Annotated in this window: 22 protein-coding genes; 6 read left to right on the top strand and 16 right to left on the bottom strand. The window is 59.8% G+C overall.

Annotated elements, in window-relative coordinates:
- Window positions 1–63 precede the first annotated feature (63 nt).
- The 3 genes from N018_RS23340 to N018_RS23330 all read left to right on the top strand — a co-directional run bounded on the left by N018_RS23340 (window position 64) and on the right by N018_RS23330 (window position 1,712).
- Window positions 64–342, top strand: coding sequence for a polyhydroxyalkanoic acid system family protein (locus N018_RS23340; RefSeq protein ID WP_024645022.1), 279 nt, complete (start codon window positions 64–66; stop codon window positions 340–342).
- Between the two features lie 103 nt (window positions 343–445).
- Window positions 446–919, top strand: a complete 474-nt coding sequence (locus tag N018_RS23335; protein WP_025390867.1) for a phasin family protein — start codon at window positions 446–448, stop codon at window positions 917–919.
- Window positions 920–929: 10 nt separating this feature from the next.
- On the top strand, window positions 930–1,712 hold the full coding sequence (locus tag N018_RS23330) for a phasin family protein (protein WP_024645024.1): 783 nt from the start codon (window positions 930–932) through the stop codon (window positions 1,710–1,712).
- Window positions 1,713–2,022: 310 nt separating this feature from the next.
- Here the strand turns inward: N018_RS23330 and N018_RS23325 are convergent, their stop codons facing one another.
- The 7 genes from N018_RS23325 to alaC all read right to left on the bottom strand — a co-directional run bounded on the left by N018_RS23325 (window position 2,023) and on the right by alaC (window position 9,386).
- Window positions 2,023–2,637, bottom strand: coding sequence for a TetR/AcrR family transcriptional regulator (locus N018_RS23325; protein WP_024643644.1), 615 nt, complete (start codon window positions 2,635–2,637; stop codon window positions 2,023–2,025).
- 51 nt (window positions 2,638–2,688) lie between these two features.
- Window positions 2,689–3,546: a poly(3-hydroxyalkanoate) depolymerase gene (gene phaZ / locus N018_RS23320; RefSeq protein WP_025390866.1), complete on the bottom strand. Its 858-nt coding sequence runs from the start codon at window positions 3,544–3,546 to the stop codon at window positions 2,689–2,691.
- 54 nt (window positions 3,547–3,600) lie between these two features.
- Window positions 3,601–5,280: a class II poly(R)-hydroxyalkanoic acid synthase gene (gene phaC / locus N018_RS23315; protein WP_025390865.1), complete on the bottom strand. Its 1,680-nt coding sequence runs from the start codon at window positions 5,278–5,280 to the stop codon at window positions 3,601–3,603.
- 202 nt (window positions 5,281–5,482) lie between these two features.
- Window positions 5,483–5,854, bottom strand: a complete 372-nt coding sequence (locus N018_RS23310; RefSeq protein ID WP_024643641.1) for a gamma-butyrobetaine hydroxylase-like domain-containing protein — start codon at window positions 5,852–5,854, stop codon at window positions 5,483–5,485.
- Window positions 5,855–5,954: 100 nt separating this feature from the next.
- On the bottom strand, window positions 5,955–7,292 hold the full coding sequence (gene hslU, locus N018_RS23305; RefSeq protein WP_025390864.1) for an ATP-dependent protease ATPase subunit HslU: 1,338 nt from the start codon (window positions 7,290–7,292) through the stop codon (window positions 5,955–5,957).
- A gap of 66 nt (window positions 7,293–7,358) precedes the next feature.
- On the bottom strand, window positions 7,359–7,889 hold the full coding sequence (gene hslV, locus N018_RS23300) for an ATP-dependent protease subunit HslV (protein ID WP_003392345.1): 531 nt from the start codon (window positions 7,887–7,889) through the stop codon (window positions 7,359–7,361).
- Window positions 7,890–8,180: 291 nt separating this feature from the next.
- Window positions 8,181–9,386, bottom strand: coding sequence for an alanine transaminase (gene alaC, locus N018_RS23295; protein ID WP_024643501.1), 1,206 nt, complete (start codon window positions 9,384–9,386; stop codon window positions 8,181–8,183).
- Between the two features lie 339 nt (window positions 9,387–9,725).
- On the opposite strand from alaC, the gene ilvD reads away from it, so the two are divergent.
- Entirely contained in the window at window positions 9,726–11,573 is a 1,848-nt protein-coding gene (ilvD, locus tag N018_RS23290) for a dihydroxy-acid dehydratase (protein WP_025390863.1), read from the top strand.
- A gap of 68 nt (window positions 11,574–11,641) precedes the next feature.
- Here the strand turns inward: ilvD and N018_RS23285 are convergent, their stop codons facing one another.
- From N018_RS23285 to N018_RS23250, 8 genes are all read right to left on the bottom strand, one after another.
- Complete coding sequence (locus N018_RS23285) at window positions 11,642–11,965, bottom strand: DUF3392 domain-containing protein (protein WP_024643503.1); 324 nt, start codon at window positions 11,963–11,965, stop codon at window positions 11,642–11,644.
- Between the two features lie 9 nt (window positions 11,966–11,974).
- Window positions 11,975–13,189, bottom strand: coding sequence for a radical SAM family heme chaperone HemW (gene hemW / locus N018_RS23280; protein WP_025390862.1), 1,215 nt, complete (start codon window positions 13,187–13,189; stop codon window positions 11,975–11,977).
- Window positions 13,186–13,782, bottom strand: a complete 597-nt coding sequence (gene rdgB / locus N018_RS23275; RefSeq protein ID WP_032632319.1) for an RdgB/HAM1 family non-canonical purine NTP pyrophosphatase — start codon at window positions 13,780–13,782, stop codon at window positions 13,186–13,188. Before rdgB ends, hemW begins: the two co-directional genes overlap by 4 nt.
- Window positions 13,783–13,812: 30 nt before the next feature.
- On the bottom strand, window positions 13,813–14,433 hold the full coding sequence (gene metW / locus N018_RS23270; RefSeq protein WP_024643506.1) for a methionine biosynthesis protein MetW: 621 nt from the start codon (window positions 14,431–14,433) through the stop codon (window positions 13,813–13,815).
- A 7-nt stretch (window positions 14,434–14,440) separates the two neighbouring features.
- Window positions 14,441–15,580, bottom strand: coding sequence for a homoserine O-succinyltransferase MetX (gene metX, locus N018_RS23265; protein WP_025390861.1), 1,140 nt, complete (start codon window positions 15,578–15,580; stop codon window positions 14,441–14,443).
- 445 nt (window positions 15,581–16,025) lie between these two features.
- The gene (locus N018_RS23260) at window positions 16,026–16,616 is read right to left on the bottom strand and encodes a YggT family protein (protein WP_024645447.1); all 591 of its coding nucleotides are present in this window, start codon (window positions 16,614–16,616) and stop codon (window positions 16,026–16,028) included.
- Between the two features lie 25 nt (window positions 16,617–16,641).
- Window positions 16,642–17,460: a pyrroline-5-carboxylate reductase gene (gene proC / locus N018_RS23255; protein ID WP_025390860.1), complete on the bottom strand. Its 819-nt coding sequence runs from the start codon at window positions 17,458–17,460 to the stop codon at window positions 16,642–16,644.
- Between the two features lie 52 nt (window positions 17,461–17,512).
- On the bottom strand, window positions 17,513–18,199 hold the full coding sequence (locus N018_RS23250) for a YggS family pyridoxal phosphate-dependent enzyme (RefSeq protein ID WP_024645445.1): 687 nt from the start codon (window positions 18,197–18,199) through the stop codon (window positions 17,513–17,515).
- Window positions 18,200–18,254: 55 nt separating this feature from the next.
- Here N018_RS23250 and N018_RS23245 point away from each other — a divergent pair, with 55 nt between their 5' ends.
- A complete protein-coding gene (locus N018_RS23245) occupies window positions 18,255–19,289 on the top strand; it encodes a type IV pilus twitching motility protein PilT (protein WP_007252041.1) in 1,035 nt (344 codons plus the stop codon).
- Between the two features lie 83 nt (window positions 19,290–19,372).
- Here N018_RS23245 and N018_RS23240 read toward each other — a convergent pair whose 3' ends face one another.
- A complete protein-coding gene (locus N018_RS23240) occupies window positions 19,373–20,047 on the bottom strand; it encodes a C40 family peptidase (protein ID WP_051476185.1) in 675 nt (224 codons plus the stop codon).
- A 250-nt stretch (window positions 20,048–20,297) separates the two neighbouring features.
- Between N018_RS23240 and N018_RS23235 the strand changes: the two genes are divergently transcribed.
- Window positions 20,298–20,702 carry an NINE protein gene (locus N018_RS23235; protein ID WP_024645443.1) on the top strand — a complete coding sequence of 135 codons (405 nt, stop codon included), beginning with the start codon at window positions 20,298–20,300 and terminating at the stop codon, window positions 20,700–20,702.
- Window positions 20,703–20,791 lie beyond the last annotated feature (89 nt).

The raw sequence follows: 20,791 nt of genomic DNA, 5'->3' as shown, positions 1-20,791 counted from the left end.
CTTGGATGCAGGCGGATGTATATAGTTGCGCCGCATTTCATCCGACGATCAAGGAACTCCCCCATGGCCAAGATAACCGTTGAACGCCCGCACACACTGGGCCTGGAAAAGGCTCGGACGAAGGCCGATCAGTTGGTCGAGAAACTGGCCGAAAAATACGGTCTGGCCCATGAGTGGGCGGGCGACACGGTAAAACTGGAGGGCAAGGGCGCCAAAGGCCGGGTCGACGTGGAAGAAGCGCTGATTCGCATCAACATCGAGCTGAACTTCATCCTCTCGGCGATGAGCGGTTCGATCAAGAGCGAAGTCGAGCGCGTGCTGGACAAGGCACTGGCGGCCTGAACCCGCATCCAGACTAGGGTGAGGATTCTAATTTTTCTCCGTAGCGTCAGGCCCATGCCCTTTGCAGGGGCGGTTCCTTCAACTTTCGAGCATGAGGTGCACCATGGCCAGAGCGAACACGAAGAAAAAACTCGAAGACGAACAGGCTTCCACACTCACTGACGTGCGGCTGTATGCACGCAAGATCTGGCTGGCCGGGCTCGGTGCCTATGCCCGGGTCAATGAAGACGGCTCGCAGTACGTCAGAGAGCTGATCAGGGCGGGCGAAGAAACCGAGAAAGACGTCCGCAAAACCTTCGACGCACAACGTCTTGCCGCCAACAGCGAGATCGATTCGATCAAGGGCGAAGTGTCTTACGCCAAAGGCCGAGTCGGGGCGCAACTCGACAGAATCGAGAGTGCTTTCGACCGTCGCGTCGCGAAAGCCTTGAACCGGATCGGTATCCCGTCTAAACATGATGTAGACACGCTCTCTGCCAAGCTCGATGAGCTGACAGCATTGCTTGAACGTGTCGCGCCCCAAAAGCTCGAACGCTCCGGGCCACAACGGCTCAAACGTTCCGGGTCTGGACAATAAGGAGAGCAGGATGGCTGGCAAGAAGAAGATCGACAAAGAAGGCAGCTCATGGATTGGCGAGGTTGAGAAGTACTCGCGGCAGATCTGGCTGGCGGGTCTGGGTGCTTATTCCAAAATAAGCAACGACGGCAACAAGCTTTTCGAGACGCTGGTAAAGGACGGCGAGAAGGCCGAGAAACTGACCAAGGTAGAAGCGCAGAAGCAGCTGGATGACGTCAAAGACACTGCCAAGACGGCCAAGTCCCGCGTCGGTGACGTGAAAGACCTCGCGTTGGGCAAGTGGAGTGAGCTTGAAGGCGCTTTCGACAAGCGCCTGAACAGTGCCATTTCACGTCTGGGCGTACCAAGCCGCAACGAAGTTCAGTCGCTGCACAGCAAGGTCGATCAGTTGACTCGTCAGATCGAACTGTTGACCGGCGAGAAAGCCAAGCCTGTTGCTTCACGCACCCCAGCGGCCAAACCCGCGCCGAAGAGTGCGGCCAAACCGTTGGTCAAGGCAGCCGCCAAGCCCGTCGCCAAAGCGGCGGATAAAGCAGCCAATAAAACCGCAGCGGCCAAACCTGCCGTGAAGAAAGCAGCGGCCAAGCCGGTAGCGGCGGCCAACAAAGCCGCGACTGCGACCGCTAGCAAAGCCAAGGCAGCAGCCAAACCTGCGGCAGCGAAAAAGCCCGCAGCCAGAAAACCGGCTGTCAAAACCGCCGCCAAGCCATCTGCGTCAGCAACTCCTTCCAGCAACACGACTGCAACACCCGCACCGTCGGCTGCACCGGAAACACCCGTCAGCTCTTCCTGATAACAGGCAGCAACCGAAAAGCCCGCCCTGCAAAACAGGCGGGCTTTTTGCTTTTCAGGCGCACACACTCAAGGTCGGACGCAGAGCGTCCACAACGGCATGGCGACGCGGAGCGTCGCACGATAGTTGGGATGATCGTTCCTCACGCTCCAGCATGGGAATGCCTGTCATGACGCTCCGCGTCACACATTTGCGCTGCACCACGGACTCACGATCGGACGCAGAGCGTCCATAACGGCATGGCGACGCAGAGCGCCGCACGATAGTTGAGGTTATCGCTCATCACGCATGGGCACGCTAACCCGCACGCCTAACCGTCCAGGTACTCCATCGCCAGTCGCTCGGCGGCGGGTCTTGAGGTGGGCAGCAGGTGAGGGGTGACCAGCATCATGATCTGGTAGACCACCACCCGCACTTCACCCTCACGGCCCAGGATGCGCTGGTAGTCCAGGGAGAACAGCAAGGTCATGGTGATCTGTTCCACCAGTTGCCCAAGTGCCTGGGTTTCGCTGACCAGTTGCCCTTGGGATTTCAGGCGCGCCAGCAGCGAGGCGAGGGTGCGCTTGAGTGCGTTGAGCAGGTTGCGGATACCCCGAGCCAGCTTTGGCAGCCGTCCTGCAAGATTGGACAGGTCCTGAAACAGAAACCGATAGTGCGACAGCCGCTCGACGATCAGGTGCAGGAACACCCAGTAATCCTCGGCCTCAAGGCGGGCATCCGATGGCGGGTCGAGGAGCGGCGTCAGCTCGGACTGAAAGCGCTCGAACAGCGCCATAATCAGTGGCTCCTTGCCATGAAAGTGGTAATACAGATTACCCGGGCTGATGCCCATTTCATTGGCGATTTCCAGCGTGGAGGCGTTGGGCTCGCCCTGCTGGTTGAACAGCGTCAGTGCGCATTCAAGGATACGGTCGCGGGTCTTCATCCGGTCTTCTTGTTCGAGAGTCTGACATCCGTGATCGGGCTCAGGCCCGGGTCAGCGGGTTCGGGGTGGCACCGGTTGCGGGTGCACGACTGCGCGATACCGCTCCTGCTGTAGAAAGCCCATGATGATCGGTGCCACGGCTTCCGCCCGGGTGATCAGGAACAAATGGCCGTCATCAATGATGTGCAGCTCGGCATTGGGTATCCGCCAGGCCAGCAGGCGCATATTGACCAGTGGAATCAGCGGGTCGTCATCGCCGGCCAGCACCAGAGTTGGCTGATGAATCTTGTGCAGCCAGTGCACGCTGGTCCAGCCCATGCCCGCGAACAGTTGCCAGTAGTAACCCAGCTTGCCGGACGAGCGCACCTTGGCGGCATGGTTGGCCGCCAGATGGGGATCACGCCGAAACGCACCGCCGTAGATTTCCGGCGCAATACGAATCACATGAGACGGCTGGATATAGCGCCGCGGGCTTGCCATCAGCCACAGCACGCGCGGCTTGCCCGGCACCATCGCCATGCCCGCTGAAGTCGCCGCCAGCACCAGCTTCTTGCAGCGCTCGGGATAGTCATGGGCAAACTGCTGAGCCAGCGCACCGCCCCATGACACGCCAATCGCGTTGACTTGCCCGTAGTTCAGGTAATCGAGCATGCGCGCCGCCAGTTTCGCCAGGCCCGGGAACCGATAGGGGCGTCTGGGCGTCGATGAGCCGCCCACTCCGGGCACATCGAAAGCAATGACTTCCAGATCCGGGTCCAGCGCCTCGACAAACGGAAACACCAGTTCCAGGTTGGCCCCGATCCCGTTGAAAATCAGCAGCGGCGTCAGATGATTCTTGCCTGGGCGCACTGCTGTACGGAGCGTATGCCCGTTCAGATCGATGGAGCGAAAAACAAACGGTTGCGGCATGCATGAAGCCCTGTAGGTTGAACCGCTGGGAACGCTGTCTGCGTCTGTCCGGGCCTAACGTTCGTGAACATAGGTCCCGGGCGCTGCCTGAGCGGGCGGGAATGCCTTGTTGCCGAGCGCCGTCGGTGCCTTTTTCAGCTTGCCCGAGCGCGTGGCCTGCCAGTCTTGCCAGTGCAGCCACCAGGAATCCGTGTGTTTGGTGGCGTTTTCCTGCCAGGTTGCCGGGTCTTCAGGCAGCTCGTCATGGGTCATGTAGCGCGACTTTGGGTTGCCCGGCGGGTTGAGAATGCTCTGGATATGGCCGCTGCTGGACAGCACGAATTCAGTCTTGCCGCCAAACAGCCGCGCCGATTTGTAACAGGAAGCCCATGGCGTGATGTGGTCGTTGGTGCCCGCCAGACAGAAAACATCAGCCGTGACCTGCTTGAGATCGATCGGCGTGCCGCAGACTTCAAGCGCATTGGCACGGATCAACGGGTTGCTCTTGAACATTTCGATCAGATCGCCATGAAAGGCGGCTGGCAGGCGGGTGGTGTCGTTGTTCCAGAACAGGATGTCGAACACCGGCGGCTCGTTGCCCAGCAGATAATTGTTGACCCAGTAATTCCAGATCAGGTCGTTGGGTCGCATCCAGGCGAATACCTTGGCCATGTCGCGCCCTTCCAGCACTCCCGCCTGATAGGAATGACGCTTTGCGGACTCCAGCGTCTGCTCGTCGACGAACAGCGCCACCTCGGTATCCAGGGTGGTGTCGAGCACGCTGACCAGCAGGGTCATGGCGTTGACCTTCTTTTCGCCCAGCGCGGCGTAGTGACCCAGCAGTGCGGTACAGGTGATACCACCCGAGCAGGCGCCGAGCATGTTGATATCCTTGCTGCCGGTGATCGCCAGCACCACATCGACCGCTTCCTTGAGTGCCTCGATGTAGGTCGACAGGCCCCACTCGCGTTGCGCCTTGGTCGGGTTGCGCCAACTGATGATGAAGGTCTGCACGTTACTGCGCAGACAAAACCGCGCCAGGCTTTTTTCCGGGCTCAGGTCGAAGACATAGAACTTGTTGATCTGCGGCGGGATCACCAGCAGCGGACGTTCGTGGACTTGCTCGGTGATGGGTGTGTACTGGATCAGCTCCAGCACCTCATTGCGAAATACCACCGCGCCTTCAGTGGTACCCAGATTCTTGCCGACCTCGAAGGCATCCATATTGACCTGGCTCGGCATACCGCCGTTGTTCACCAGATCCTTGGCCAGGTTCGACAGACCATCGAGCATGCTTTTGCCGCCCGTGTCGAAAAAGCGCTTCACGGCAGCCGGATTGACGGCGGAGTTGGTCGGTGACATGGCCTCAGTCATCAGGTTGATGACGAAGTGGGCGCGGCTGATGTCCTGCGGGGTGAGGCTGCTGGCGCCGATCCACTCATGCAATTCCTTGCGCCAGGCCAGGTAGGTTTGCAGATAGCGGCGGTATAGCGGGTTCTGGCTCCAGGCCGGATCATTGAAGCGACGATCCTCCGGGGTCGGTTGCAAGGCCGATTTGCCGAACAACACATTCCTCAGTTCGGCGCCAAGGTGCGCAACGTGCTTGATGCTATGGACGGGTTGCTTGAAGGCCTGACGCAGCACCATGCGCGCAGTGCTCAGTAAATCCTTGCGCTGAAGACCTACGACCGGGTTAAGCCCCAGCGTGTGCTCGGAGGCCTGGCGTTGCAGGTCATCGTCTTTCGGGTTACTCATCTACGACGCTCCATTGTCTTGAGACGAACACTGACATTCCTTGCCTGTGAACCAGTGACACAGGCGTGTTAGCCGGTACTACTGCTCGTGTGACGTGCCTACAGGTTTCGCATCAATCCGACGCAGGGAACTTGCCACACCCATTGGTTACGCGAGATTTCAAAAAATCGCAAGCGGCGTCGATCATTGAGCGTTGCCTGTATCAGAGCATCAGCTTGACGACGTGCTCGGAAGGGTCGCGGGATTTGCCGGCTTTCTCAAGCTCTTGCACATAGTCTTCCCACAGAGAAGCCTGGCGTCTGGCCAACTGGTACAGGTAATCCCAGGTAAACAGGCCGCTGTCGTGACCGTCGTCGAAGGTCAGCTTCAGCGCGTATTGCCCGGCAGGTTCGACCTTGGTCAGTCCGACGCCCAATTTGCCGAATTGCAGAATCGGCTTTCCATGCCCCTGAACCTCGGCAGACGGAGAATGCACGCGCAGAAACTCGGCGGGCAGGTGATATTCCTCATCCGGCGCATATTTCAGGGTCAGGGTTTTGGAGGCTTTGTGCAGCTGAATGGCAGTGGGGAGCATTGAAAGCAGCCTCAGGTTTTAAGCTTCAAGCTTCAGCCAGAAGCAAAAAAGCTGCAAGCGTGAACAACCGCTTGCAGCTTGCAGCCAATAGCTTGCCGCTCTAGAGAATATAACGCGACAGGTCTTCGTTTTCCGCCAGGTCGCCCAGGTGGCTATTGACGTACTCGGCATCAATTTCGATCGGTGCTGCGTCCGGGCTGATGGCCAGGTCGCCTGCGCTGAACGAGACTTCTTCCAGCAGACGCTCAAGCAGCGTATGCAGACGGCGAGCGCCGATGTTTTCAGTCTTCTCGTTGACCTGCCAGGCGATCTCGGCAAGACGCTTGATGCCTTCGGGCTTGAACTCGATCTTCAGGCCTTCGGTTTTAAGCAATTCGCGGTACTGCTCGGTAAGCGATGCATGCGGCTCGCTGAGAATGCGTTCGAAATCCTGTGGCGACAGTGCTTTGAGTTCGACACGGATCGGCAGGCGACCTTGCAGCTCGGGCACCAGATCACTCGGCTTGCTGAGGTGGAACGCGCCGGACGCGATGAACAGGATGTGGTCGGTCTTGACCATGCCCAGCTTGGTGTTCACGGTGCAGCCTTCGATCAGCGGCAGCAAGTCGCGCTGTACGCCTTCGCGGGACACATCGACACCGCCCGAATTACCCCGTTTGGCGACTTTGTCGATCTCGTCGATAAACACGATACCGTGCTGCTCGACCGCTTCCAGCGCCTTGGCCTTCAGCTCTTCTTCGTTGACCAGACGGCCAGCCTCTTCTTCGCGCACCAGCTTGAGTGCATCCTTGACCTTAAGCTTGCGGCTCTTGGTCTTGCCCTTGCCTATGTTGGCAAACAGGCTCTGCAACTGATTGGTCATCTCTTCCATGCCGGGCGGCGCGGAAATGTCGACACCCACGGTCTCGCTGAGTTCGAGCTCGATTTCCTTGTCATCCAGCTGGCCTTCGCGCAGGCGCTTGCGGAACAGTTGGCGAGTATTGGAATCGCTGCTCTGCGCCGGGTCTTCGTTGAAACCCACGCGGGCAGGCGGCAGCAGGGCATCGAGGATGCGCTCTTCGGCAGCATCTTCAGCACGATGCCGGACTTTGACGATTTCCTGTTCACGCAGGAGCTTGATCGCTGCATCGGCAAGATCGCGGATGATCGACTCCACATCGCGACCGACGTAGCCGACTTCAGTGAATTTGGTCGCTTCGACCTTGATGAACGGTGCATTGGCGAGCTTGGCCAGGCGTCGGGCGATTTCGGTTTTGCCGACACCGGTCGGACCGATCATCAGAATATTTTTCGGCGTCACTTCGACGCGCAGCTCTTCAGGCAACTGCATGCGGCGCCAGCGATTGCGCAGGGCAATGGCGACGGCGCGCTTGGCATCGTCCTGGCCGATGATATGGCGGTTGAGTTCGTGGACGATTTCGCGGGGAGTCATGGCCATGGTTATTCACGGTCCTCTGGCACAGTGAAGCCGATGGGGCCGCAACGCAGGCGGCCCGGCAAGGGCTTAACCGGCGAGGTCCTGCTCCTCAATAGTAATGTTGTGGTTGGTGAACACACAGATATCGCCGGCGATATGCAGAGAAGTTTCGGCGATTTCGCGTGCTGAAAGATCGGTCTTGAGCAGCAGGGCACGCGCAGCAGCCTGAGCAAACGCACCGCCGGAACCCATGGCAATCAGGCCATCCTCGGGTTCGACGACATCGCCGTTACCGGTGATGATCAGTGAGGCGTCTTTGTTGGCGACCGCCAGCATGGCCTCAAGACGGCTCAATGAGCGATCGGTACGCCAGTCCTTGGCCAGCTCGACGGCTGCGCGAACCAGATGCCCCTGGTGTTTTTCCAGCTGGGCTTCAAAGCGCTCGAACAGCGTGAATGCATCGGCGGTGGCACCGGCAAATCCGGCGATCACTTCACCGTGGTAGAGGCGGCGCACCTTCTTGGCGTTGCCTTTCATGACGGTGTTGCCCAGGGAAACCTGGCCGTCGCCAGCCATGACGACTTTGCCGTGACGGCGCACTGATACGATGGTGGTCAAGGGGAGAGTCTCCACACAGCGGGGCGAAAATGCCCTGATGCAAACTCATATGGGGGTGGGGGCGAGGATTTCAACCTTGGGGGCCGAAGACCGGGATGATGTGGCGCAGCGCAGATTTGTGACGCGGAGCGTCACCCAAGGCGTTCCCACGCAGAGCGTGCGGAACGAGCGGGGTCCGGGAGAATACTTCTCGTGCCAACGCTCCGCGTGGGCATGCAGTTCTGGACGCTCCGCGTCCGATCCTGATCAGGCAGCTTGAAAGGCCCGGTTTCCCGGGCTCATCGGGGTTCGTTACTTGAGCTTCTCGTCCGCCCGGAACATGTTGCGTATTCCGCGCACGGCCTGACGGATGCGGTCCTGGTTTTCGATCAGCGCGAAACGCACATGATCGTCGCCGTACTCACCAAAACCGACACCCGGCGAAACGCAGACTTTGGCTTCGGCCAGCAGCTTCTTGGCAAATTCCAGCGAGCCCAGGTGCGCGTAGGCCTCGGGAATCTTCGCCCAGACATACATCGAGGCCTTGGGGTTCTCGACCATCCAGCCCAGTTCATGCAGACCCTTGACCAGCACGTTGCGGCGCTGGCGATACTGCTCGGCGATGTCGAGCACGCATTGCTGATCACCTTCCAGAGCGGCGATAGCCGCGACCTGCAACGGCGTGAAAGTGCCGTAGTCGTGGTAGCTCTTGATGCGCCCCAGCGCGTTGACCAGCTCCGGGTTGCCGACCATGAAGCCGATTCGCCAGCCCGCCATGTTGTAGCTCTTGGACAGGGTGAAGAACTCGACCGCGATGTCCTTGGCTCCAGGAACCTGCATGATCGATGGAGCTTTCCAGCCGTCGTAAACGATGTCGGCATACGCAAGGTCATGCACCACCAGCACGTCGTACTGTTTGGCCAGCGCCACCACGCGCTCGAAGAAATCCAGCTCCACGCATTGCGCCGTCGGGTTCGACGGGAAGCCGAGAATCATCATCTTCGGCTTGGGAATCGAGCCGCGAATCGCCTTTTCCAGTTCGGCGAAAAAATCCACACCCGGCACCAGTGGTACCGACCGCACCTGGGCGCCGGCAATCACGGCACCGTAGATGTGGATCGGATAGCTGGGGTTGGGCACCAGCACCGTATCGCCCTGGTCCAGCGTGGCGAGCATCAGGTGCGCGAGGCCTTCCTTGGAGCCAATGGTGACAATCGCTTCAGTTTCGGGGTCGATATCGACCTCATAGCGCTTCTTGTACCAGTTGGAAATCGCCCGGCGCAGGCGCGGAATGCCGCGTGAGGTGGAGTAACCGTGGGTGTCTTCGCGCTGGGCGACGGTGACCAGTTTTTCGACAATGTGCGGCGGCGTAGGCCCATCGGGGTTGCCCATGCTCAAGTCGATAATGTCCTCACCGCGACGGCGAGCAGCCATTTTCAGCTCGGCGGTGATGTTGAACACATAAGGGGGGAGTCGATCTATGCGCGCAAAGCGGCGCGGCGAACCTTGGTCGGCCATGGTTATCTCGCAAACGTAAGCGCCCGGAACCGTCCGAGCGACGCGGCCACATGAGGCGGCCTGGCGAGGAAGATAGATGCGCTGACAGCGTTTTGTCCACCGCGATTTGCAGCGCATGGCCGGTGGCGATATTCGGACCCCATCGAATGATTCGGCGGTGTAGAATCGGCGTTATTCATCGCCAGTCATCCCCCGGCGGGTTTATGAGCTCAGGCCGAGTGCACGGTGATCCCGTGGTGTTCGGTTTCTTCGCTGCCTGCGGTCACTCCCGCACGCCCGCGACGTCAATAGAAGCTCACTCCCTTCCTGATCAGCCTTAATGTTTGCCGGAGTGCTCCAATGCCTGATTACCGCTCTAAAACGTCTACCCACGGCCGCAACATGGCCGGCGCTCGTGCCCTGTGGCGCGCTACGGGCATGAAAGACGAAGATTTCAAGAAACCGATCATTGCCATTGCCAACTCCTTCACCCAGTTCGTACCGGGCCACGTCCACCTCAAGGACATGGGCCAACTGGTCGCTCGTGAAGTCGAACGCGCCGGTGGCGTGGCCAAGGAATTCAATACCATTGCGGTCGATGACGGCATCGCCATGGGGCACGACGGCATGCTCTATTCGCTGCCGAGCCGCGAGATCATTGCCGACTCGGTCGAGTACATGGTCAACGCGCATTGCGCCGACGCCATCGTGTGCATTTCCAACTGCGACAAGATCACCCCTGGCATGCTGATGGCGGCGCTGCGCCTGAACATCCCGGTGGTCTTCGTCTCCGGCGGACCGATGGAAGCGGGCAAGACCAAACTGGCCAGCCATGGTCTGGATCTGGTCGACGCGATGGTCATCGCCGCCGACTCGACTGCCAGCGACGAAAAAGTCGCCGAATACGAGCGAAGTGCCTGCCCGACCTGCGGTTCCTGCTCGGGCATGTTCACTGCCAACTCCATGAACTGCCTGACCGAAGCGCTGGGTCTGGCCTTGCCGGGCAATGGTTCGGCCCTCGCCACCCACAGCGACCGCGAGCAACTGTTCCTGCAGGCCGGCCGGACCATCGTTGACCTGTGCCGACAGTACTACAAGGAAAACGACGACTCGGTGTTGCCGCGCAACATCGCCAACTTCAAGGCGTTCGAGAACGCCATGACGCTGGACATCGCCATGGGCGGTTCGACCAACACCATCCTGCACTTGCTGGCCGCCGCTCAGGAAGCCGAGATCGACTTCGACCTGCATCACATCGACCTTCTGTCACGCAAAGTCCCACAGCTGTGCAAGGTTGCGCCGAACATCCAGAAGTACCACATGGAAGATGTGCACCGCGCTGGCGGGATCTTCAGCATCCTCGGCGAACTGGCCCGTGGCGGCCTATTGCACACTGACCTGCCGACCGTACACAGCAAGACCCTGGCCGAAGGCATCGCCAAATGGGACATCACCCAGACTGACGATGAAGCGGTGCACACCTTCTTCAAGGCAGGCCCGGCAGGCATTCCGACGCAGACCGCGTTCAGCCAGTCGACCCGTTGGGAAAGCCTGGATGATGACCGTGAAAACGGCTGTATCCGCAGCGTCGAGCATGCCTATTCGCAGGAAGGTGGCCTGGCCGTGCTGTACGGCAACATCGCGCTGGATGGCTGCGTGGTGAAAACCGCAGGCGTCGATGAGTCGATTCACGTCTTTGAAGGCAACGCGAAGATCTTCGAAAGCCAGGACAGCGCTGTGCGCGGGATCCTCGCCGACGAAGTGAAGGCCGGCGATATCGTGATCATTCGTTACGAAGGCCCGAAAGGCGGTCCGGGCATGCAGGAAATGCTTTACCCGACCTCGTACCTTAAATCCAAAGGGCTGGGCAAGGATTGCGCGCTGCTCACTGACGGCCGTTTTTCGGGTGGCACTTCTGGCCTGTCCATCGGCCATGCTTCGCCGGAAGCGGCGGCAGGCGGTGCGATTGGTCTGGTCCGCGATGGCGACAAGGTGCTGATCGACATTCCGAATCGCTCGATCAACCTGTTGATCGACGATGCCGAGATGGCCGAGCGGCGTGCCGAACAGGACAAGAAAGGCTGGAAGCCGGTCGAGTCGCGGCCACGTAAAGTGACCACCGCCCTCAAGGCCTACGCCCTGCTGGCGACCAGTGCCGACAAGGGCGCTGTACGTGACAAGGCGTTGCTGGACAAACTGGTGCCTTGATCCGCAGCTGTAACCACAAAAAGCCCGGCAGAGATGTCGGGCTTTTTGCTGCGTTTGAAAAGGAGCGCTTACTTGCGGTCGGCAATCACGCCTATCAACACCAGCACCACCAACAGCACCGGTGCCAGGCTGTAGTTGTTGAACTGGCTGAGGCCTCGTACTACCCACGGCGTGGCATAGATCAGTGCCGCGCCGCTGCCGACCGCGCAGAGCAGGGCGATGAGCGGGATGCGCAGGGCGCCGGTCATGCTGCTGATGCGTTGTTCGATCCAGCCTTTGATGTCCGAGCCGAACAGCACGAGCAGGCAGCCCACCAGGGCCAGTGCGATTTCCGAAAGATTGCTGCGACTCCAGCGCGAAACGGTGGCGAGCAAGTCGAGTACGAAATCCATGCAGAGTCCTTAGATCAGAAAGTATTGCAGCAAGTCATTGAGGAACAACTGGCCTTGTGGCGTGGCGACCAGACGTGTCGGGTCATCCTGCAGCAGGCCCTTTTGCTCGGCCTGTTGCCGGGCTTCGGCCAGTGAGTCGACGCTTAGACCCGTTCTTTCGCGAAATAACGCAGCCTCCACACCATTTGTCAGTCGCAGCGCGTTCATCAGGAATTCAAACGGCAATTCGTCCAGCGGCAGCAGCTTCGAGCCTGCTTGAAACGGCTTCTCCGGGTTCAGGTAGTCCTTCGGCAGCCGGGTCTTCCAGGTACGGATGATGCGCCCGTCCGGATGACTCAGCTTGCCGTGGGCGCCCGCGCCGATGCCGATGAAATCACCGAACGCCCAGTAATTGAGGTTATGCCGCGCCGGTTTCCCGGCTTGCGCGTAGGCCGACACTTCGTACTGCGCGTACCCATGAGTGGCCAGCAACTGTTGCCCGGTTTCCTGAATATCCCAAAGAATGTCGTCTTCCGGCAGCACCGGGGGCTGATTCCAGAACACCGTGTTGGGTTCCAGTGTCAACTGATACCAGGACAAGTGAGTCGGCGCCAGGGCGATGGCCTGACGCAGATCGTCGAGCGCTTCGTCCTGGGATTGATCCGGCAAGCCATGCATCAGGTCCAGATTGAAGTTGTCGAAACCGGCCAGACGCGCCATGTCGGCGGCACGAATGGCTTCGTCGCCGTTGTGGATGCGGCCCAGCGCCTTGAGTTTGGATTCCTGAAAGCTCTGGATACCGATCGACAGCCGGTTGATCCCGAGGCCGCGATAGGCGCTGAATTTCGCCTGTTCGAACGTGCCAGGGTTGGCTTCCAGGGTGATCTCGATGTCGCTGGCAAAACGGATGCGCTGTTCGACACCCTGCAGCAGACGGCCCAGCGCATCGGCGCTGAACAGGCTCGGCGTGCCACCACCGAAGAAAATCGATTGCAGCTCGCGGCCATGGACGTGCGGCAGGTCCAGATCCAGATCGGCGAGCAGGGCGTCGACGTATTCCTGCTCCGGCAGCACCGGGCTTGCGGTATGCGAGTTGAAGTCGCAGTACGGGCATTTACGCACGCACCACGGGATATGAATGTACAGCGACAACGGCGGCAGGTGCGGCAGCGCAGGGCGTGGGCTCTCTGACGAGAAACCGCTCGCGCCGAGAAACAGCGGCTGCGCTGGCGAATCGTGGGTCATTGCAGGCCCAGGCGTTGCCGCAACAGGACCATGGCGCGGGCGCGGTGGCTGAGCTGGTTTTTCTCGGTCGGGCCGAGTTCGGCACTGGAGCAGTCACGCTCAGGCACCCAGAACAGCGGATCGTAGCCAAAACCGTGTTCGCCGCTGGCGGCGTGCAGGATGCGCCCGTGCCACAAGCCTTCACAGAGAATCGGCAGCGGGTCGTCGGCGTGCCGTACCAACGCCAGCACGCAGACAAACTGCGCGCCACGCTGCTCGTCCGGCACGTCTTTCAGTGCCTCCAGCAGCTTGGCGTTGTTGGCAGCGTCGCCCTTGCCGTCGGCGTAGCGAGCGGAATAAATGCCCGGCGCGCCGCCGAGAAAATCCACCGCCAGCCCCGAGTCATCGGCCAGCGCAGGCAGACCGGACAGGCGCGAGGCGTTGCGCGCCTTGAGGATCGCGTTCTCGACGAACGACAGCCCGGTCTCTTCCGGTTCGACGAGACTGAACTCGCTGACCGAGCGCAGCGTCACGCTGTCGCCGAGCATGGCCTGGAGTTCCTTGAGTTTGCCGCCGTTGTGGCTGGCCAGTACAAGTTGTGTGAGGTTCATCATTGGCCTGTCGTGGTGCTTGAAAACGATCGGTTAAACGGCAATCCGGTGGTCCGCCAGCCCTGGGCTGGTGACCCGGTAAATGCCGATTTCGCCCAGCAGGTTGGGCCATAGTTTGCTGGCCCAGCCGTGACGGTGCTGCTGATCGACCGCCAGTCTGTCGAGCACCTGGGCATCGCGCTCACGGCACAGCTCTTCGAAGTCGCCGAAGGTGCAGAAGTGAATGTTCGGCGTGTTGTACCAGGTGTACGGCAGGAACTCGGACACCGGCATGCGGCCCTTGCTCGCCAGATACCAGCGGCAGCGCCAGTGGCCGAAGTTCGGGAAGGTGATAATGCACTGGCGGCCGACGCGCAGCATCTCGTCGAGGATTCGGTCCGGGTAATGTACGGCTTGCAGGGCCTGGGTCATGACCACCACGTCAAAGCTGTTGCTGGCAAAATTGCCCAGCCCCTTGTCGAGGTCTTGCTCAATGACATTGATGCCTTTGGCGACACACTCGGCGATGTTTGCCGCATCGTTTTCCAGCCCGTAGCCGGTAACCTGCTTGTTGTCACGCAGCCAGGTCAGCAATTCGCCGTCGCCGCAGCCCAGGTCAAGCACGCGGCTGCCTGCGGGAATCCATTCCTGGATGATTTCCAGATCGGCTCTCATGACGTCCTCACAACGAAATTCGGTTCATGTAATTACCGAAAGCCTGCAAGTAGCGCGGAATCGGGATCAGGAAGGCGTCGTGCCCTTGCGGCGCATCGATTTCCAGGTAGCAGACGTCCTTGCGGGCCGCCATCAGGGCGTCCACCAGTTCCCGCGAACGGGCTGGCGAGAAGCGCCAGTCGGTGGTGAACGACATCACGCAGAACTTCGCCGTCGCGTTGGCGAATGTCTTGGCCAGGTCATCGTTGAAGTTCGCGGCAGGGTCGAAGTAATCCAGCGCTTTGGTCATCAACAGGTAGGTATTGGCGTCGAAACGACCGGAAAACTCCTCGCCTTGATAACGCAGGTAGCTTTCGACCTGAAACTCGACACTGTGAAAATCGTAGTTGAGTTTTTCGCTTTTCAGGCCTCGGCCGAATTTCTCGCCCATCGAATCATCGGACAGGTAAGTGATGTGCCCGACCATCCGCGCCAGCATCAGCCCGCGCTTGGGAATCACGCCGCGCTCCTGGAACGAGCCGCCGTGGAATTCCGGATCGGTGAGAATCGCCTGACGTGCGACTTCGTTGAAGGCGATGTTCTGTGCCGAAAGCTTGGGGGCCGAAGCGATTGCCAGGCAGTGGCGCACGCGATCCGGGTAACTGATGGTCCATTGCAGCGCCTGCATGCCGCCCAGACTGCCGCCGATCACCGCTGCCCACGTGTCGATGCCAAGCAAATCGGCTAACCGGGCCTGGCTGTTGACCCAGTCTTCGACAGTCACGACCGGGAAGTTGGCACCGAACGGCTTGCCGGTGTCCGGGTCGATGCTGCTTGGGCCGGTCGAGCCGTTGCAGCCACCCAGATTGTTGAGGCTGACGACGAAGAATTTGTGGGTGTCGACCGGCTTGCCGGGACCGATGCAACTGTCCCACCAGCCCGGTTTGCGGTCATCGGCGCTGTGAAAGCCAGCGGCATGGTGATGCCCGGACAGCGCATGACAGATCAGCACGGCATTGCTGCGTGCGGCGTTGAGTTGACCGTAGGTTTCGTAAATCAGGTCATAGGCTGGCAACGAACGACCGCAGGCCAGCGCCAGTGGCTCGCTGAAATGCGCGGTTTGCGGTGTGACCAGTCCGACAGAATCGTGGGGGAATACCGTGGGCATCGACCCTGCTCTCGCGTGAATGAGGCGTAAGTCTAAAGACCGCGGGGTGCAGCGGCAATAAGGGATGTTGTCGGGCGCAAATCAGCAGCAACCTCGGGACAGGACGCAGAGCGTCCAGAACGGCGTGGCGACGCGGAGCGTCGCACGATAGTTGAGGTGATCGTTCCTCACGCTCCCGCGTGGGAATGCCTTGGGTGACGCTCCGCGTCACACATCTGCGCTGTACCACGGACTCAAGGTCGGACGCAGAGCGTCCAGAACGGTATGGCGACGCGGAGCGTCGCACGATAGCTGAGGTGATCGTTCCTCACGCTCCCGCGTGGGAATGCCTTGGGTGACGCTCCGCGACACAGATCTGCGCCGCGCCGCCTGCTCAGGGTTGGACGCAGAGCGTCCAGAAAGGCGTACCGACGCGGAGCGTCGGTACGATAGTCACGGAGTTCGCTTACATCAACAGGCGCAGCACATCCGGCATGCCGCTCATGGCGGCGAGGTTGTTGATGACCAGCATGTCCAGCAGTTTGAGGACCAGGAACGCCAGGATCGGCGAGATATCCAGGCCGCCCAGGTTCGGGACGATCTTGCGGAACGGTGCCAGGGCAGGTTCGCAGATCTGGTTGACCAGTTCCGCGCCAGGGTTGTGGCTGGCCGGGGCGACCCACGACAGGATCACGCTGATGATCAGGGCAAAGAAGAAGATCTTCAGGAACAGTGCAGTCACGCTAATGATCGACCAGAGCAGCAAGTGCAGCGGATCGCCGGTGGTGCCGAACATCAGCAGCAAGGTCAGCGCCATCAGGACCATCTGCACGATGATCGCCAGCACCAGCGACGACATGTCCAGCCCGAACAGGCTGGGAATGATACGCCGCAGCGGCTTGAGCAGTGGTTGTGTGGCGCGCACGATGAACTGGCACAGCGGGTTGTAGAAGTTGGCCCGCACCAGTTGCAGTACGAAGCGCATCAGAACGATCAGCAGGTACAGACTGCCGAGCGTTTGCAGGACGTAAATTGCAGCGGTGTTCAATCCGATCATCAATCTGCTCCAGAAAAAATCTAAATTATTTGCCCAGTTGTTCAGCCAGTTCGGCTGCCCGGTGATCGGCGGCGGTCAGCGCAGTTTCCACCAGCGCTTCAAAACCGCCCGTCTGGAATGCCTTGATCGCAGCCTCGGTGGTCCCGCCTGGCGAGGCGACACGACGCCGCAGCTCGCCTGCGTCCACCTCGCTGCCGGTCGCGATCAGAGCCGAGCCCAGCGCGGTTTGCAGGGTCAGCTTTTTAGCGATGTCCTCCGGCAGGCCCAGTTTCACGCCTGCCGCTGTCATCGCTTCCATCATCAAAAAGAAATACGCCGGACCACTGCCGGACACTGCCGTAACAGCGTCCATGTGTTTTTCCTGCTCGACCCAGACTGCGATGCCGACCGCAGCCAGTAACTGCTCGGCCTGCTCATGTTGCGCTGGCGTCACCTTGTCGGTCGCGTACAGCCCGCTGGCACCCTGACGCAGCAATGACGGCGTATTGGGCATGCAGCGCACGACAGGGCGCTCGCCCAGCCACTGCGTAAGGCTGGCGCAGGTAATGCCGGCCGCAACCGACACGATCAACTGATCAGGCTCAAGACTGGATTTCAGTGCCTGGCAGACGCTTTTCATCATCTGCGGCTTGACCGCCAGCACCACCACGTCAGCGTCTTTGACGGCCTCGGCATTGTCGGCGAATACCTTGATGCCGTGTTCTGCGGAAATCCGCTCGCGTGTTTCGGCACCTGGCGCGCTGGCGCAGATCAGGGCTGCCTCCACACCTTGGGCGCGCAGGCCGCCGATCAGGCTGGCTGCCATGTGTCCGGCGCCGACAAAGGCGATACGCGTCTTGCTCATTTCAGGGTTCCTTTATGCAAATTCAGGGTGTGCAAATTCAGTGTCTGCAACGTTATGGCTGCCCATAGTCGCGAGCGCCAAAAAGGGCGGTGCCGATTCGCACCCAGGTTGCGCCTTGTGCGATGGCGGCTTCCAGATCGTGGCTCATGCCCATGGACAGTGTGTCGAGTGGCAGGCCCAGCTGCTCCTGCAAGGTACGTACGGCGGCGAATGATGCCGCCTGCTCGACAGGATCATCCGTCGGTTCGGGAATCGCCATCAGCCCACGGAGCTTCAGCCGTGGCAGGGCGCTGATAGCGGCTGCCAGCCCAGGCAAGTCCTGAGGCGCGCAGCCCGACTTGCTGGCTTCGCCGCTGACATTGACCTGGATGCAGATGTTCAGCGGCTCCAGTGCTTCGGGCCGCTGTTCGGACAGGCGTTGAGCAATTTTCAGGCGATCCACTGAATGCACCCAGGCGAAGTTTTCGGCGATAGCGCGCGTCTTGTTCGATTGAATGGGGCCGATGAAGTGCCAGCACAAGGGCAGGTCGCTCAGTTCGGCCTGTTTCGCGAGTGCTTCCTGCAAATAATTTTCGCCAAAATCGCGCAGGCCTGCGGTGTAAGCTTCACGCAGGTCGGTGGCGGGCTTGGTTTTACTCACGGCCAACAGGCCGACGGACGCCGGATCGCGGTCAGCCGCGAGGGCTGCGTCGCGAATTCGCTGTTCGAGCGTTGAAATGTTCGCTGCTATCGTGGACATTGATTTGCGCCAGTCAGGCTAAGGTCTGCGGCATTCTATGTGATTGAGGAGCTGTATGGATATTACCGAGCTGCTGGCCTTCAGTGCCAAACAGGGCGCGTCGGACTTGCACCTCTCTGCAGGTCTGCCGCCGATGATCCGTGTCGATGGTGATGTGCGGCGCATTAACCTGCCCCCGCTGGACGCGAAGGAGGTCAAGGCGCTGATCTACGACATCATGAACGACAAGCAGCGTCAGGATTTCGAGGAGCGTCTGGAAACCGACTTTTCCTTTGAAGTTCCGGGTGTGGCGCGTTTCAGGGTCAACGCATTCAACCAGAATCGCGGTGCGGGCGCGGTATTCCGAACCATTCCCTCGAAAATCCTGAGCATGGAAGACTTGGGCATGGGCAGTGTGTTTCGGAAGATTACCGACGTGGCGCGCGGCCTGATTCTGGTCACCGGGCCGACCGGTTCAGGCAAGTCGACAACCCTTGCGGCCATGATCGACTACCTCAATTGCAACAAGCATCACCATATCCTGACCATCGAAGACCCGATCGAATTCGTCCACGAGTCCAAGAAGTGCCTGGTCAACCAGCGTGAGGTACACCGCGATACGCTGGGCTTCTCGGAAGCCCTGCGCTCGGCCCTGCGTGAGGACCCGGATGTGATTCTGGTCGGTGAGATGCGCGACCTGGAGACCATTCGGCTGGCCTTGACCGCTGCGGAAACCGGCCACCTGGTATTCGGCACGCTGCACACCACGTCGGCGGCAAAGACCATCGACCGGATCGTGGACGTGTTTCCGGCCCAGGAAAAGTCGATGATTCGCTCGATGCTCTCTGAATCACTGCATGCGGTGGTTTCGCAAGCGTTGCTCAAGAAAGTCGGCGGCGGACGAGTGGCCGCGCACGAAATCATGATGGGCACCCCGGCGATTCGTAACCTGATTCGCGAGGACAAGGTGGCGCAAATGTATTCGTCGATCCAGACCGGCGGCTCGGTTGGCATGCAGACGCTGGATATGTGCCTGGCTGATCTGGTCAAGAAGGGCTTGATCACCCGCGAGAGCGCACGCGAGCGGGCCAAGGTGCCGGATAACTTCTGACCTGCGCCGGGTGCAACGCTGATCTGGCAGAAATGAAAAGGGGCCATGAACGAATTCATGGCCCCTTTTTTGTCAGGCAGAGATCAGCGCTGAACGACGCGCATCTGTCCTGACTGCTTGGGCAACACACGCTTGGCGATCTTGTAGTGACTGTTCCAATACGGTTTGTTCAGCGTATCGACAGTAACAGCCTTGCCACGGCGCGGCGCATGAACGAACTTGTTGTCGCCCAGGTAAATGGCGACGTGGTTGATGTTGCGGCTCTTGATGTTGAAGAACAGCAGATCACCCGGTTTCAGGTCCTTGCGATCGACGGTCTGACCGTGACCCTGGGCCATTGCGTTGGAGGTGCGCGGCAGGTCGACTTCACGGACGTCCGTGTAGGCGTATTTGACCAGACCGCTGCAATCCAGCCCTTTGCCGGGCGTGGTGCCGCCCCAGCGATAAGGCGTTCCGACTGCCTGCAGGGCGCGTTTTACAACGGCGCTGCCCTGTTTGGCCGGAACGGAAGCCTGCAAGGCCGCCTTGTTGGCGTTCTTGCGGGAAAGCGGCTTCTGGACCGTGCGGGTGTTGCCAGTATGGATTCGGGTTGTAGTGGCTTCCTGGGGTGCAGCGCGAGTCGCGAGTGCCGGTGAAGAGTGACTTTTGGCGGTGTAGCCCGTGAAGCTCGCAGGAAGTTGTTGCTCACGATTGGTGGCGTGGGCGGCCAGTGGCACAAATAGGCAAATGGTTAGCCATGTCTTGAAAAAAGGACGCATTCGGCAGGGCTCGTAGTGGTCAGCGCGCAACTTTATAACAGCTTTTTTGAAAAAACTGGCCCCATTTGTCGAGTGCATCACACTGGTATCGTTACGTTTTATGCGACAGACTCTTTCTCTTTTTTCGCTAATCCCTTTAGCGACAAGGGCTTGGCGGCATAAAACTGCCTCGACTGCCATACGTCGGAATGGCGAAACCAAGTCACAAATTTGTTATGTATTTTTTTCTATCAGCGCAGAGAGGGTAAAAATGAACGGCTATCGTTCTGACACACACAGCAAGGTGATGGGCTATCTGATGTGGATTTTCGGGTTTCTCGGGGCGCATCGTTTCTACTATGGCAAGCCAGTGACCGGGACTATTTGGTTCTTCACGTTTGGCTTGTTTGGTATCGGCTGGCTGATCGACCTGTTTCTGATCCCGTCGATGGATCGCGAGGCCGACTTGCGCTTCACCCCCGGCGCCATCGATTACAGCGTGGCGTGGGTGCTGCTGACCTTCCTTGGCCTGTTTGGTGTACACCGCATGTACCAGGGCAAGTGGATCACCGGTCTCATCTACCTGTTTACCGGCGGGTTGTTTCTGGTGGGCATTCTGTATGACTTCTGGACAATGAATGACCAGATCTCGATGAAGAACGCCCAGCGCGGTTGATGGTTACAGAGCTATCGTTCCTCACGCTCCAGCGTGTGAATGCCTGTCGTGACGCTCCGCGTCACAGATCTGCGCCTCGCCATGGATTC

It is taken from the genome of Pseudomonas syringae CC1557 (genome assembly GCF_000452705.1).
GTDB lineage: Bacteria > Pseudomonadota > Gammaproteobacteria > Pseudomonadales > Pseudomonadaceae > Aquipseudomonas > Aquipseudomonas syringae_F.
Note: the sequence above shows the minus strand (reverse complement) of the source record. Positions and strands in the feature narration are given on the sequence as shown.